Consider the following 15,203-nt stretch of genomic DNA (forward strand, 5'->3'; position numbering starts at 1 on the left):
ACAATGTCTGCAAACTGTAAATTGTACTAACTATTAAAAAGTATCATTTTTAAAAACAAAACACATTTATTATGAAAAAATTGACGCAGATATTAGGAGTTGTAGCAATAGGGTTAGTTTCTTTCTCTTTTACAACAAAAAGTGAGGTTCCAGTTTCAACAACATATTCAGTTGTAGAAGATGCACCAAAAGTGGTGATTTTAGATATTGTAGATAATATTGCAGCGCAGTCTGGTTCTAACATTGCTACAGAATTTAAAACAAAATTAGAATCATTAAACAAAGAGAATGTACAAGTTCTTTTATGGAAAGATTTAACGAAAGGGTTAAAAGATGAAGAAAAAAGAGCAATTATCGATAGTTTAAAACCTGAGTTAATCATGACATTAAATTTTGATAAGACTGACGATAATACAAATAAAGTAGCAGCAGTAGTATTTAAACAAAATGTTGCTTTTGATGAAACGATTAAAGTAGCAAAAGAATTAACAGAAAACTTAAATTCAACAGTTGTAAAGAATGACGGAGTTTATCAGAATGAATCAAATTATATTCAAGATAATGCAGCTCCTTCAATTTTTTTAAGTGTAAAAGTGAAGAATGAGCCAACATCTAATGCAGAAATTATTAATAAAATTTCTAATTTCATTGAAACAGCAGATTTTGTAGAAACACCAATCGCAGTAGAAGCACCAGTTATAGAGCAACCTGTAGCAGTAGCAGAAGTTGCAACAGAAGTGAAGCAAGATGTGAAAAAAGTAGTGAAAGATGTACAACAGAAAGTGAAAAAATCGAAATAAAAGAAATCGTCTTTTCGAATATATGATTTTTTATTAATGGAAAAAAGTAACATTTTAGATAGAAATGTTACTTTTTTTTGTTTTTAAAATAAGAAGACTTAAGTTTGTTCAAATACTTACAAACCAATGTCAAAACAGGGATATATTGCGCGTTACTTCAATATTGTTCGTAAATTATCGCAACAAAAATATTGTTCTTTTGAGAACCTTGAGCGTTTTTTGGAACGCGAATTTGAGATGTTGCAAATTAATGACGATACATTAGAATTTAATTTTTCGAAACGAACGCTACAACGTGATATAAAAGAGATTCGTAATGTTCTTGGAATTGATATTATGTATAGCCGTAGCCAAAAAGGATATTATATTATTCAAGATGATTATAGCTCAGATTTATTTCTGAAAACTTTAGAAGAAATCAATAGTTTTTCTGCGTTGAAATTGACAAATTCGCTCGAATCTATTGTTTATTTAGAAAAAAGAAAACCAAAACGTGCCGAATTTTTACCTGATATTGTACAAGCAATTCAACGAAAAAAGAAAATAGAATTTCATTATCAGAAATTTGGTGAAGAAAAAGAAACTCTGCGTAAAGTTTCGCCAATCGCAATCAGAGAACACAATAATCGTTGGTATTTAATTGCGGATGATAAAGGAACTGTGAAGAATTTTGGTTTGGAACGAATGAATAAAGTGAAAATCTTGTCAGATAAAATTGATGATAATATTGAATTTAATTATGATGATAAATACAAATTTGCATTCGGAATTATTGTTCCAACAGATGAAAAACCTGAAAAAATTGTATTGAGTGTCACAAAAAAGCAAGCCGAATATTTACAATCTTTGCCTTTGCACGAATCTCAAGAAGTAATAGAAACGAAGAATAATGAAGTTTTAATTGGTCTTGAATTATTTTTGACGGATGATTTTATAAGTGAAATATTGGCTATGAGCAGAACTGTAACCATTATAGAACCAAAGAAATTAAAAGATAAAGTAAAATCTATTTTGAAAGAAACTTTAGAGAAATATGAATAATAATAGAAAAAAAAATCTTCGATAAGCTGAGAAACACATTCTAAATATTTGTCATTCTGAGCTTGTCGAAGAATTTATAAATTTTAACCTTGAAAAAAGATCACAAAGACAGTTTCTCTAAATTTGCTCAAACTCCAAATTAAAATTCATATCAAGAATAATTTTTCCAGCAACTTTTTCTCCAGTTGTAGGATTAATTAGTCCTGTCATTTTACCCGTTTTTTGTTTGGTTACTAAATCCAATATTTGTTTATCAGTTAGTTTTTTACTCATAAAATCAAACGGAATTTTAAAACCACATTCCTTAAAATTAGAACAACCATACGCCGCTTTTCCTTTCACTAATTTGTGTGATTTACATTTGGGACAAGTTGCATCTTCCAAATTTATTTCCTCTTTTGGTTTACGCTCTCGTTTTGGTTTTTCGGGAGTTTCAACAACTGCTTGATGAGAAGAAATCGGTCTGAAATAACTATTTTTAACATCAAATGTTAATTTAGAAACCATTTCTATCAATTCTTGTTTGAATTGTTCTAACTCATATTCACCTTTTTCTATCAAACGAAGTTTTCGTTCCCAAACTCCCGTCAATTCAGGAGATTTTAATAATTCGTCTTGTATCGTATCAATCAAATCAATACCAGTTTGTGTCGCCACAATATTACGTTTTCGTTTTTCTATATATTTTCTACGAAACAAAGTTTCGATGATATTTGCTCGTGTAGATGGACGTCCAATTCCATTTTCTTTCATCAATTCGCGCATTTCATCATCATCAACTTGTCGTCCAGCAGTTTCCATTCCACGAAGTAAAGTCGCTTCTGTATAATTTTTTGGCGGAGTTGTTTTTCCTTTATGTATAAACGGTTTGTGAGGACCTTTTTCTCCAATCTCAAAAATTGGCATTATTTTTTCTTCGTCTTTATCGTCTTCTTTTTTATCTTTTGCATAGACATCGCGCCAACCCATTTCGAGAATTTGTTTACCAGTCGCTTTAAAATTAATGGCAGAAATAGTTCCATCTTTACCAGTATTTTCTACTTTTCCTTCTACAGTTGTATTGGCAACTTTACATTCTGGATAAAAAACGGCAATAAAACGGCGGGCAATCAAATCATAAATACGCTTTTCTTCGTTAGATAAACCTTGTGGAAAGATTTCTGTCGGAATAATTGCGTGGTGATCTGTTACTTTTGTATTATCAAAAACTGTTTTCGACATCGGAATTGGTTGTACCATCAATGGAGCAATCAAATTTTGATAAGCCGATAATTTATTCAGTATTCCAGGAACTTTTGGATAAATATCTTCGGATAAATAAGTTGTATCAACACGTGGATAGGTTACAAATTTTTTCTCGTAAAGACTTTGTACAAATTTTAATGTATTCTCTGCAGAAAAACCAAATTTTTTGTTTCCTTCTACTTGTAAAGCGGTCAAATCGAATAATCTTGGATTCTTTTCTTTTCCTTCTTTTACTTCAAAATCAATAATTTCAAACTCACGATCTTTGATAAAATCCAAGCCTTGTTTAGCTTTATCTTCAGATTTTAGACGCGCAATTGTGGCATTAAATTCAACTTCTTTAAAAACTGTTTTCAATTCCCAATATTCATCAACCACAAATGCATTTATTTCTTTTTGACGTTGTACAATCATGGCTAAAGTAGGTGTTTGTACACGACCAATTGAAAGAACTGTTTTTGGAGGAGCAAATTTTTTGGTAAACAAACGTGTTGCATTCATTCCCAAAAGCCAATCGCCTATGGCACGGGCTTGTCCTGCCGAAAAAAGATTGAAATATTTATCACCATCTTTCAGATTTTGAAAACCTTCTTTTATAGCTTCTTCTGTTAAAGATGAAATCCAAAGACGTTTCATTGGAGCTGTTGCTTTTGCTTTCAATAAAACCCAACGTTGTATTAATTCTCCTTCTTGTCCAGCATCGCCACAGTTAATAATCTCTTCAACTTGACTATCAGTTACAAGTTTTTGAATGATTTTAAATTGTTTAGCAACGCCTTTATCGTGAATTACTTTTATTCCGAAGCTTTTTGGAATCATTGGAAGATAATTTAAATCCCAGCTTTTCCATTCGGGTGTATAATCTTGCGGTTCCTTTAGTGTACATAAATGTCCAAAAGTCCACGTAACCTGATATCCATTTCCTTCATAATAACCATCATTGCGCTGATTAGCACCAATAACTTTGGCGATATCTTTGGCTACACTAGGCTTTTCGGCGATACAAACTTTCATATACTTTAGATTAAATAGATGTGCAAAAGTCAAAATAATAATTTAAAACTTAAAAAAAAATATAAATATGTATAATTATTGAATAAATTTGCAATAGGTTAACTTTTGTGAAAAGGCTAATTTTGATAAATCTACAAGATGTTTAATATTAAGTTTATTGCTTCGATTGATTTTTAATTATCAAATCGATAAAAATTATTATTGATTTTAAGCAAATTATAAATTTAACGTCATAACAACGCAAAAAATTTAGAAGAATTAAAAAATTTTCACTTAATTTACACCCACATTAATAAAAATCATAATATTTAAAAGAATTAGTAAATGGAAAAGAATGTAACAGTACCAGCTACGACTAAAAAGGGAGGAATTAACCCGGTGATTACTATGATCATTTTAATTGCTATCGCAATAGCAATTTTCTATGGTGTTTTTGGAATGGAATCTAATTTTGAAGGTGGAGACACAGCAAAAGGAAATCCTTTAAATCCACTAGGGATTATTTATAAAGGTGGGGTAATTATTCCATTCTTAATGTCTTTCTTCTTTATGGTAATTGTTTTCTCAATTGACCGTGTTATCGCTTTAAACAAAGCAAAAGGAACAGGTTCTGCAGAGAAATTTGTAAACGACATTCGTGCTTTATTAAACAAAAACGAAATTAACAAAGCAATCGAATTATGTGACAAACAAAAAGGAGCAATCGGTAACGTAGTAAAAGAAGGTTTAACAACTTTCAAAGCGTTAGAAAACGATACAACTTTAAACAAAGAACAAAAATTAGCTCAATTAGGTAAAACTTTAGAAGAAGCAACGACTTTAGAAATGCCTACATTAGAGAAAAATATGACAATCATTTCTACGATTGCCTCAGTAGGTACATTAATTGCCTTAATGGGAACTGTAATCGGGATGATTAAAGCATTCTTCGCATTAGGTGAAGGTGGAGGATCTCCAGATGCTGCACAATTATCAGTAGGTATTGCTGAAGCCTTAATTAATACAGGTATGGGTATTGGTGCATCTGCATTCGCTATCATTATGTATGCTTTCTTAACTTCAAAAATTGATGATTTAACTTTCAAAATTGACGAAGTAGGAATGAGTATTCAACAATCTTTCTCTGCTCATAATTAATATTCCTTGTATAAAATCCTTAGAATAAAAGTATAAGGAAATTATCCAAACAATAATAAAAATAGAATATTAATATAATACAGAGAAAATGGCAAGAGTAAAACCAAAAAGAAGAGGTCCTTCGATGGACTTAACAGCTATGTCTGACATGGCTTGGCTTTTGTTAACTTTCTTTATTTTAACATCTAACTTCAGAGAACCTGAGGTAGTACCAGTAGTAACACCTACATCTGTTTCTAACCAGAAAATGGCAGCAGAAAACATGATGGTTATTAAAATTGATGATAAAGGTAAGTTCTTATTCGGATTAGAAGAAAAAGATCGTATCGCAACATTAGAAAGAATGGGTGATAAGTACGGTGTGAAATTTACAGATGCTGAAAAGAAAACTTTCAAAAGCATAGTGGAATTTGGTGTACCAATGAATGAAATGAGAAATTATTTAAATCAGTCATCTGATAAACAACAATCATATCATCCAGGTATTCCATTAGATACAATACCAAACAAAAATCAAGAATTAATTGATTGGGTATTTGAAGCTAAAGAAGTGAACCCAGATGTTTTCTTAGCAATTAGAGGTGATCAAAAATCTGAATATAAACAATTCAAAAATTTGATTCAACAATTGCAAATGAAGAATATGAACAAGTTCCAGTTAATTACATCTCAAGAATAATTATAAGAAATTTAACCCAATGGCGCAAATACAAACTCAAGATAGCGGCAACGGAAAAAAAGTCCGTTCCAAAAAGAATTCGACTGCGGTCGATATGGCTCCGTTAGTAGATTTAGGTTTCTTATTAATTACATTCTTTATGTTTGCAGCGACATCGATCAAACCAAACGTGATGAACTTGAATATGCCTCCAAAAATTGATCAGCCACAGCCAACTGATATTCCAGAAATTAAATTACAAAACTCTTTGTCAATTTTAATTTCAAAGGATAATAAGTTATTTTGGCATCAACAAGATGAGGCAGGATTAAATGCAGGGACTTTAAATGCAACTGATTATGCTGCGGTTCGTAATGTTATTACAACAGCACAAAAAAGAGCATTAGATAAAGATAAGTTTACAGTAATTATCAAACCAATGGATGATGCCACGTATGATAATGTTGTAACAATCTTAGATGAAATGGAAATTACAAAATCTACAAAATACGGTATCGTGCCAGTTGCACCTTTTGAACAAAAAGTGTACGACGAAAAAGTAGGTAAATAGTTTATTTGTTAAATTTAAAAGAATTAAAATGTCAGATAATAACAAACAACTAAAATCCTTAGACGAGATAGTATTTGAAGGTAGAAATAAAGCGTACGGTGCTTATGACATGAGAATGACTGAGAAAAGTACACTTTTGAAAGCTTTTATCCGTGGATTTATAGTTATTGCAATTATAGCTTTTGGTCTTATAGCTTCTGCAACAGATATGTTTGGAGGTAAGAAGAACGAAGATGTAGTTGTTGATGTTCAACTTGAAGATTTAAACATGCCAGAACCTCCTAAAGAGGAAGAGGTAGTTGAACCAGAGCCAGAGCCAGAACCTCAAGAGAATCGTTATCAAGAGGAAACAGCGCAAGTGAAAGTAGTTATTCCAGAACCAAAAGCTCAACCTAAAAAAGAAGAGACAATTCCTGATATTAAGGAGATGGAAAATAAAGATTTAGGATTAGTTGATAGAGAAGGACCAAAAGCTACAGGTCAAACTGGTGGAGCTAATGAAGTTAATACGAATAAAGAAGCTCCTAAAGAAGCTCCTAGTAATCCAAATCCAGGGAAAGGAACAGCACCGTCTGCTCCAGAAACTGTAACAGCACGTACAGCTGCTATTATGGCAGTATACCCAGGTTGTGAGAAAGATGCTGCTAAAGGTAAACAAGCTGCTACAGACTGTTTATCTAAAAAGTTATCTGCTGATTTGCAAGATGAATTACAAGATTTTGCAAATGACGCTGCAGGAGAAGGATTATCAGGTATTGTTGCTGCAAAACTTACTTTCCAAATTGATACGGAAGGTAGAATTGTAGGAATTTCACCTATGGGTGATGCGAAATTAGGTCCTGAAGCAAGAAAAGCTTTAGAGCGTATTACGCAAAGACAACAAAAAAGAGGGAAAACTATCGTGCCAGCGAAGTCTGATGACGGACGCCCAGCGAAGTTAAACTTTAACATCCCTGTTAAAATGCAAATTGAGTAATATTAATTATTCATTATATAGAAAAGAGGCTAAAATTATTTAGCCTCTTTTCTTATCATCTAATTTTTTAGAAACTGAAACCTTTCAAAAGATTTACATAACGTTCTATTCCGTGTTCTATTTCTGATAAATAAATATATTCGTCTGGAGTATGAGAACGTGCAGAATCTCCAGGTCCCATTTTTACTGTTTCGAAGTTCATCATCGCTTGATCTGACATTGTAGGAGAACCATAGGTCATACATCCTAATTCGATTCCTTTTTGTACTATTGGATGATTTTCTGAAATACGAGATGAGTTTAATCGTAATGATCTCGCTTTAACCTCTGCCTTTGGTAAATAATTTATAATCGTATCTACGACTTCTTGATTAGAATATAATTCGTTAACGCGACAATCTACAACCAAATGACATTCGTCTGGTACAACATTGTGCTGATGACCAGCATTTATTTGTGTAACAGTCATTTTTACAGGACCAAGCATATCCGACACACGTTCAAAATTGTAAGTCTTAAACCAATTCATAGCATCAATGGCTTCATATATAGCATTTACACCTTCGTTGCGTGCAGCATGTCCCGTTTTTCCTTTTACGGTAACGTCCATTACAACCAAACCACGTTCTGCAATTGCCATGTCCATTTGTGTTGGTTCACCTACAATTCCTAAATCAATTTTAGGAAGATTAGGTAAAATACTTGCAACATTCAATTCGCCTGAACTTTCTTCTTCGGCTGTAATAGCAACAATTAGATTATAAGGTATATCTTCTTTCAGAAAATTAATATACGTAGCCAATAAACTTACCGCAGACGCACCAGCATCGTTACTTCCTAATCCAATTAGTTTATCACCTTCGATGGTTGCTTTAAGTGGATCATACGTCCAAGAAGAACCGAATTTCACTGTGTCGTGATGAGAGTTTAACAGAATTGTTTTTTTATTTTCATCAAAATTTGGATGAATACTCCATACATTATTATTTTGACGATGCGCTGTTGCACCATGTTCTGTTAAGAAATTAAAAATAATATCGGCCGTTTTATCTTCTTCACTCGAAAAAGATTGTGTTTCGATTAATTGACACAATAAATCGACAGCTTTCTTTTTAAGAACAGCTAATTCTAACATAAAATTGTTTTGATATCTGAGTTAATGTTACGTGCATGCACTAAACAAACGTTTTTTACACCTGCATTGATTACTTTGAATGAATTATCTAACTTAGGAATCATTCCCTCGAAAATTACACCTTCTTCTTTCAATTGCAAATATAAAGTTTCGTTAATTTTTGGAATTAATGTAGCATCATCATTTACGTCGCGAAGTACACCAATTTTATCAAAAACAAAATTTAACTCAACTTCATTTTTTTGAGACATCGCAACAGCAATTGTAGAAGCAATTGTATCTGCATTTGTGTTTAATAATTGTCCATTTCCGTCATGTGTAATGGCACAAACAACAGGAGTTATTGTATTATCAATTAACAATTGAAAAAAATCATGATTTACGCTTTCATCTGTTAAATCACCTACAAAACCATAATCTATAGTTTTTACAGGTCGTTTAGATCCCTTTATTGCATTAGCGTCTGCACCCGATAATCCCAATGCATTACAGCCTAATTTTTGTAATTTGGCAACAATTGTTTTATTGATGTTTCCTGCGTATAATCCAGTTACAACATCTAAAGTTGATTGATCGGTAATACGTCTTCCTTCTATCATTTTAGGTTCGATACCTAATTGATTTAACATTTTTGATGCGCCCTTTCCTCCGCCATGAATTAAGACTTTTGGACCATCAATTGTTGAAAACGTTTGTAAGAATTGTTCTAATTCTTGTTCGTTATCAATAATTCCACCTCCTATTTTAATAATTTTCAACATGTTAATAAATATGTAAATTTTGTTTGTTTTTTTTGGTTTGACAAAAATAAAGTATTTAACTTTGCATCTCAGTATAATAACTGAATATCTTGTTGATTAATGGAAGAAATTACTGAAATTGTTCTTCTCAATTATGAGAGTAACTTTCGAATAGGAAGCAGAATAATCCTTTCTCATAATCTTTTAAAGTGTGATGGAGAATCTCCATCTTTTATTGGTTCCCCTTTATTAATCGACTTTCCCCTAAATTATGTATGTTAGAATAGCAAATGCAGATGATGCCAAGTACACAGAATTACTGTGCGAATGGTACGAAGAATCAGCTCGTATGAGAAAAACGGGTATTGCTAAACGAAATCCTGTTTATTTGGAGCGTAAAATGCGTAACGGAAATGCAGTGATTGCTTTTGATGATGAAGATCAATTAGCAGGTTTTAGCTATATAGAAACTTACGAAGAAGAAAAATTCGTAGTAAACTCTGGACTTATAGTTCGCTTAGATTTAAGGAGCTCTGGAATAGGAAAAGAAATAAAAAAATCAGTTTTTCAACTGTCTCGAACTAAATTTCCAAAATCAAAAATTTTTAGTATTACAACTAGTTTAGCTGTAATGCGCATGAATACCAAATTGGGTTATAAACCTGTTACTTTTTCTGAATTAACACAATCAGATGAGTTTTGGAATGGATGTAAAAGTTGTAAAAATTATCATATTTTGATGGATAACGACCGCGAAAGATGTATTTGTACAGGTTTGGTGTACGATAACCTTGATGATGAGTTTGCACAACAAGCGAAACAAAACAGCGATAAAAAAGAAAATGAATAAATATACGAACAGAGGTTTTTTTTTGCCTAAAATGAGTATATTTGCATAAATTTACGAATAAATATTCAAAATGAGTAATAAAAAATACAGATTTCAGGTCATTAAAGATTTAATAATAAATCAAGAAATTAGTAGTCAAGACGAGTTATTAAAGAAGTTAATTGATTTAGAAATAACAATTACTCAAGCTACTTTATCACGAGATTTACGCGAATTGAAAGTTTCAAAAGTACCTAATAGTTCGGGACAATACATTTATCGCTTTACAGAAAATACAGTACCAACAACAACTGTAACACATAACGAAAATATGAGTTTAGTTTTTTCTCAGAATATGGGAGTTATAAAAACAAAACCTGGTTATGCAAACAGAATAGCGTTTGAAATAGATAATACTTATTTCACAACTATTTTAGGTACAATTGCTGGAGATGATACGGTGTTAATTATTATGAAAGAAGAGAGTAGCCGAGAAGAGGTTATTAATGAGTTAAGAAGAATTATTCCCAATATAAACAAATAAACAAACAATGAGCAACAAAGCAGTTTTAGCTTACAGTGGAGGTTTAGACACATCGTACTGTTTGGTTAACTTAACAAAAGATCAAGGTATGGAAGTGCACACAGTAATTGTAAATACTGGTGGATTTTCAGACGAAGAGTTAAAAGATATCGAAGCTCGCGCATACGAGTTAGGATCTTCTAAACACGTAACAATTGATATTACTGAAAAATATTACAACGATTGTGTACGCTACTTAATCTACGGAAATGTACTTAAAAACAATACATATCCTTTATCTGTAAGTGCAGAACGTATGTTTCAATCAATTGCGATTGCTCAGTACGCAAAAGATGTAGACGCAGAATACATTGTACATGGATCTACAGGAGCAGGAAACGACCAAATTCGTTTTGATGTTGCTTTTGCAGTAATCTCTCCAAACTCTAAAATTATCACACCAATTCGCGACGAAAAATTATCTCGTCAACAAGAAGTAGAATATTTACAAGCGAATGGTGTAAATTATAGTTGGGAAAAAGCGAAATACTCTATCAACAGAGGTATTTGGGGAACATCAGTTGGTGGTGTAGAAACATTAACATCAGATTTAGCATTACCAGAAGAAGCTTATCCAACACCATTATCAAGAACAGAACCTTCTGTTATCGAGATAGAATTTGAAAAAGGTATTCCAGTTGGTTTAGATGGAGAAAAATTATCTCCAGTAGCTTTAATTCAAAAATTAAACGAAATAGGTGGTGAATACGCTATCGGACGTGATATACATGTCGGAGATACAATTTTAGGAATAAAAGGACGTGTAGGTTTTGAAGCGCCTGCAGCTTATTTATTGATAAAAGCTCACCATTTATTAGAAAAACATACACTTACACGTTGGCAATTGTTACACAAAGATTCTTTAGCGAATTGGTACGGAACATTGCTACACGAAGCACAATACATGGATCCGGTAATGCGTGATATTGAAGCATTTTTAGAATCTTCTCAAAATCACGTTACAGGTAAGGTGAAAGTTCAATTAAATCCATATTATTTCTCAATGATAGGAATTGAATCTCCTTACGATATGATGCAATCTAAAGTTGCTACTTATGGAGAAGAAAATGAAGCATGGGACAGTAGAGATGCAAGAGGTTTCATCAAAATATTCGGTAATCAATTAAAGATAGTTCATAGTTTCAACTAATTGATTCTTAAAGTGGATTCTAACGGGTCCACTTTATTTTAGAAATAAAGTAAAAAGGTATTATACCTTAAAACACGCACAAAAAATAACAAATGACAAACAAAATTAATGTAAGTATTGTAGGAGGTGCAGGCTACACGGCGGGTGAACTGCTAAGAATATTGATTCATCATCCGATGGTTAATATTTCGTCAGTGTACAGTACGTCCAATGCGGGCAATCCAATAACCAAAGTACACGACGATTTGTTTGGAGAAACTGACATCGTATTTTCGGATAAAATAGACGAAAATGCTGATGTCGTTTTTTTATGTCTTGGTCACGGAAAATCTGCAGAATTTTTACAAAACAACACATATTCAGCAAATACAAAAATTATTGATTTGAGTAACGATTTCCGATTAGATGCGAACCACATCTTAGGAGATAGAACGTTTGTTTACGGTTTGCCAGAATATAATCGCGAAGCAATAAAAACAGCTCAGAATATTGCAAATCCTGGTTGTTTTGCAACAGCAATTCAATTAGCTGTTTTGCCATTAGCCGCAAATAACGAAATAAAGGAAGATATACACATCAATGCTGTAACGGGTTCTACGGGAGCTGGACAAAGCTTATCATCTTCTACACACTTTAGTTGGCGAAATAACAATGTTTCGTTTTACAAAGAATTTACACATCAACACGAAGGTGAAATTTATCAAACATTAAATCTTTTAGAAAAAGATTTTAATAGTAAAGTTTACTTTTTACCAATGCGTGGAGATTTTTCGAGAGGAATTTTGGCAGGAGTTTATTTAAAATCTGATTTAACAGAAGAACAAGCGAAAAATTTATACAACGAATATTATAAAAATGAGCCTTTTACATTTGTTACAGACGAACCAATTGCACTGAAACAAGTTGTAAATACTAACAAATGTTTTGTACATATTCAGAAACAAGATGATGTTTTATTAATCACTTCTGTGATAGATAATTTGACAAAAGGCGCTTCAGGACAAGCGGTAGAAAACATGAACTTGATGTTCGGTTGGGAAGAAAATTTAGGACTTAATCTTAAAACGGTTGCTTTTTAAAGCGCTTAAAACATAGAAAAAATGAAACTATTCGACGTATATCCATTAATGAATGTAACTCCGGTTAAGGCTAAAGATTGTATTCTTTGGGACGAAAACGGAAAAGAATATTTAGATCTTTACGGAGGTCACGCAGTGATTTCTATTGGTCACTCGCATCCACATTATGTAGAAAAATTAACTGAACAAGTAAACAATATTGGTTTTTACTCAAACTCAGTTCATATACCAATTCAACAAGAATTAGCAGAAAAATTAGGACGTTTATCAGGTTATGAAGATTACACGTTATTCTTGATAAATTCTGGTGCAGAAGCAAATGAAAATGCAGTAAAATTAGCCTCTTTTCATACAGGAAAAGATCGTGTAATTGCTTTCAAAGATGCATTTCATGGACGTACTTCTGGAACAGTAGCGCTTACAGATAATCCAAAAATTGTTGCGCCTTTCAATGCTCATCACAAAGTATCTTTCGTAGAATTTGATATTAATCAAGTAAAAGAAGTAATTGCTGGAGGAGATGTTGCAGCGGTAATTTACGAGCCAATACAAGGAGTTGGAGGAATCGTTTTACCTTCTGACGAATTTGTACAAGAATTAAGAAAAGTTTGTACAGAAAATGGAGTGGTTTTAATCGCAGACGAAATTCAATGTGGTTACGGACGCTCTGGTAAATTCTTTGCGCACCAACATTCAGACATCAAAGCAGATTTGATTACGATGGCAAAAGGAATGGGAAATGGTTTTCCAATTGGTGGAGTTTTAATCTCTCCAGAATTTGAAGCTTCTTACGGCTTATTAGGAACAACTTTCGGAGGAAATCATTTAGCTTGTGCAGCTGCGGTTGCGGTTTTAGATGTTATCGAGAAAGAAAATTTAATCGAAAACGCAAAAGAAATCGGAGAATATATTGGTATTCAACTTAACAAATTCCCGATGATAAAAGAAGTTCGTGGACGTGGATCTATGATCGGAATCGAATTTGATTTTCCTATCGGAGAGTTAAAAAATAACTTATTAACAAAACACAATATTTTTGTAGGATACGCTGGGACAAACGTTATTCGTTTATTACCACCACTTACAATTACAAAACAATACGTAGACAAATTTATATCAGCTTTAGAAACTGAAATTAACATGATCATCAATGGATAAGACAGTAAAATTAGTATTCCAAGACGGATTAGAAATCGAAGGAAAATCTTTCGGTGCATTTACTTCTGCTGCGGGCGAAGTAGTATTCAACACAGCTTTGGTTGGATATAATGAGAGTTTGACTGACCCTTCTTACAAAGGGCAGATTATGGTAATGACAGCTCCAATGATCGGAAACTACGGTGTTCCTGATGACAAAGCAATGATTAATGAAATTGAAGCTTGGGTAGAATCTAACAAAATTCAAGTAACAGGATTAGTCGTTTCATATTATTCTGATGATTATTCACATTGGAATGCTATTCAGAAATTAGGAGATTGGTTAAAAGCGCATAATATTCCAGGAATTTATGGAGTTGATACACGTATGATTACCAAAAAATTACGTGACCAAGGTTCTACTTTAGGAAAAATTGTAGCGGATACAGATGTAGAATTTTACAATCCTGATTTAGACAATTTGGTTGACCAAGTTTCTATAAAAGAAATAAAACGTTACAATGAAGGTGCTGCTATCAAAATTGTTTTGATTGATTGTGGAGTCAAGAATAACATCATCCGTTGTTTTGTAAAACGTGATGTTGAGGTAATTAGAGTTCCTTGGGATTATGATTATTCAACATTAGAATATGATGGATTATTTATTTCTAACGGACCTGGAGATCCAGCATTGTGTGTTGCAACTATTGATAATTTAAAAAAATCATTGAAAGAAGATAAACCAATTTTCGGAATTTGTTTAGGAAATCAGTTAGTAAGTTTAGCGGCTGGTGCATCTACTTTCAAATTAAAATATGGACACCGTTCGCACAATCAACCTGTACAATTAGTTGGAACAAAAAGATGTTTCATTACATCTCAAAACCATGGTTTTGCTGTTGATGATTCTAATTTACCAGAAGGATTTAAAACATTCTTTACGAACTTAAATGATGGAACGTGTGAAGGAATTCGTCACGAATCAAAACCAATCTTTACAGTTCAATTCCATCCAGAAGCAATGGGAGGACCAGTTGATACAGAATATTTATTTGATGAATTCATCGACGAAGTAAAAAAATATAAAAGCGCTAACGCATAATCAGAA

The 15,203-nt window shown here is 32.5% G+C and carries 15 protein-coding genes; 12 read left to right on the top strand and 3 right to left on the bottom strand.

The annotated features are described in order from the left end of the window. Positions 1-71 precede the first annotated feature (71 nt). Positions 72-800 carry a hypothetical protein gene (locus tag RSC72_RS08950; protein ID WP_332543810.1) on the top strand — a complete coding sequence of 243 codons (729 nt, stop codon included), beginning with the start codon at positions 72-74 and terminating at the stop codon, positions 798-800. Between the two features lie 126 nt (positions 801-926). Further along, positions 927-1,841: a helix-turn-helix transcriptional regulator gene (locus RSC72_RS08955; protein WP_332543811.1), complete on the top strand. Its 915-nt coding sequence runs from the start codon at positions 927-929 to the stop codon at positions 1,839-1,841. A 117-nt stretch (positions 1,842-1,958) separates the two neighbouring features. On the opposite strand, the gene RSC72_RS08960 is transcribed toward RSC72_RS08955, so the two are convergent. Further along, positions 1,959-4,100 carry a type IA DNA topoisomerase gene (locus RSC72_RS08960; RefSeq protein WP_332565929.1) on the bottom strand — a complete coding sequence of 714 codons (2,142 nt, stop codon included), beginning with the start codon at positions 4,098-4,100 and terminating at the stop codon, positions 1,959-1,961. Between the two features lie 324 nt (positions 4,101-4,424). Here RSC72_RS08960 and RSC72_RS08965 point away from each other — a divergent pair, with 324 nt between their 5' ends. From RSC72_RS08965 to RSC72_RS08980, 4 genes are all read left to right on the top strand, one after another. Further along, complete coding sequence (locus tag RSC72_RS08965) at positions 4,425-5,237, top strand: MotA/TolQ/ExbB proton channel family protein (RefSeq protein ID WP_332543814.1); 813 nt, start codon at positions 4,425-4,427, stop codon at positions 5,235-5,237. An 88-nt stretch (positions 5,238-5,325) separates the two neighbouring features. Further along, positions 5,326-5,916 (top strand): biopolymer transporter ExbD, encoded by a 591-nt coding sequence (locus RSC72_RS08970; RefSeq protein WP_332543815.1) that lies wholly within the window; start codon positions 5,326-5,328, stop codon positions 5,914-5,916. Positions 5,917-5,935: 19 nt separating this feature from the next. After that, positions 5,936-6,466: an ExbD/TolR family protein gene (locus tag RSC72_RS08975; protein WP_332543816.1), complete on the top strand. Its 531-nt coding sequence runs from the start codon at positions 5,936-5,938 to the stop codon at positions 6,464-6,466. 28 nt (positions 6,467-6,494) lie between these two features. Next, positions 6,495-7,442, top strand: a complete 948-nt coding sequence (locus RSC72_RS08980; protein WP_332543817.1) for a hypothetical protein — start codon at positions 6,495-6,497, stop codon at positions 7,440-7,442. A 67-nt stretch (positions 7,443-7,509) separates the two neighbouring features. On the opposite strand, the gene RSC72_RS08985 is transcribed toward RSC72_RS08980, so the two are convergent. Further along, the gene (locus RSC72_RS08985) at positions 7,510-8,577 is read right to left on the bottom strand and encodes a M20 family metallo-hydrolase (RefSeq protein WP_332543818.1); all 1,068 of its coding nucleotides are present in this window, start codon (positions 8,575-8,577) and stop codon (positions 7,510-7,512) included. Beyond that, positions 8,571-9,338 carry an acetylglutamate kinase gene (gene argB / locus RSC72_RS08990; protein WP_332543819.1) on the bottom strand — a complete coding sequence of 256 codons (768 nt, stop codon included), beginning with the start codon at positions 9,336-9,338 and terminating at the stop codon, positions 8,571-8,573. The genes RSC72_RS08985 and argB overlap by 7 nt, the downstream gene beginning before the upstream one ends. A gap of 250 nt (positions 9,339-9,588) precedes the next feature. Here argB and RSC72_RS08995 point away from each other — a divergent pair, with 250 nt between their 5' ends. From RSC72_RS08995 to carA, 6 genes are all read left to right on the top strand, one after another. Further along, positions 9,589-10,167, top strand: coding sequence for a GNAT family N-acetyltransferase (locus RSC72_RS08995; RefSeq protein ID WP_332543820.1), 579 nt, complete (start codon positions 9,589-9,591; stop codon positions 10,165-10,167). A gap of 70 nt (positions 10,168-10,237) precedes the next feature. Continuing rightward, positions 10,238-10,690 (top strand): arginine repressor, encoded by a 453-nt coding sequence (locus RSC72_RS09000; protein ID WP_332543821.1) that lies wholly within the window; start codon positions 10,238-10,240, stop codon positions 10,688-10,690. Between the two features lie 7 nt (positions 10,691-10,697). Beyond that, on the top strand, positions 10,698-11,879 hold the full coding sequence (gene argG / locus RSC72_RS09005; protein ID WP_332543822.1) for an argininosuccinate synthase: 1,182 nt from the start codon (positions 10,698-10,700) through the stop codon (positions 11,877-11,879). A 92-nt stretch (positions 11,880-11,971) separates the two neighbouring features. After that, positions 11,972-12,958, top strand: coding sequence for an N-acetyl-gamma-glutamyl-phosphate reductase (gene argC / locus RSC72_RS09010; RefSeq protein WP_332543823.1), 987 nt, complete (start codon positions 11,972-11,974; stop codon positions 12,956-12,958). A 21-nt stretch (positions 12,959-12,979) separates the two neighbouring features. Next, a complete protein-coding gene (locus RSC72_RS09015; protein ID WP_332543824.1) occupies positions 12,980-14,116 on the top strand; it encodes an aspartate aminotransferase family protein in 1,137 nt (378 codons plus the stop codon). Continuing rightward, positions 14,109-15,197 carry a glutamine-hydrolyzing carbamoyl-phosphate synthase small subunit gene (gene carA, locus RSC72_RS09020; protein ID WP_332543825.1) on the top strand — a complete coding sequence of 363 codons (1,089 nt, stop codon included), beginning with the start codon at positions 14,109-14,111 and terminating at the stop codon, positions 15,195-15,197. The genes RSC72_RS09015 and carA overlap by 8 nt, the downstream gene beginning before the upstream one ends. The last annotated feature ends 6 nt before the right edge of the window (positions 15,198-15,203 follow it).

It is taken from the genome of Algoriella sp. (assembly GCF_036647415.1).
GTDB lineage: Bacteria > Bacteroidota > Bacteroidia > Flavobacteriales > Weeksellaceae > Empedobacter.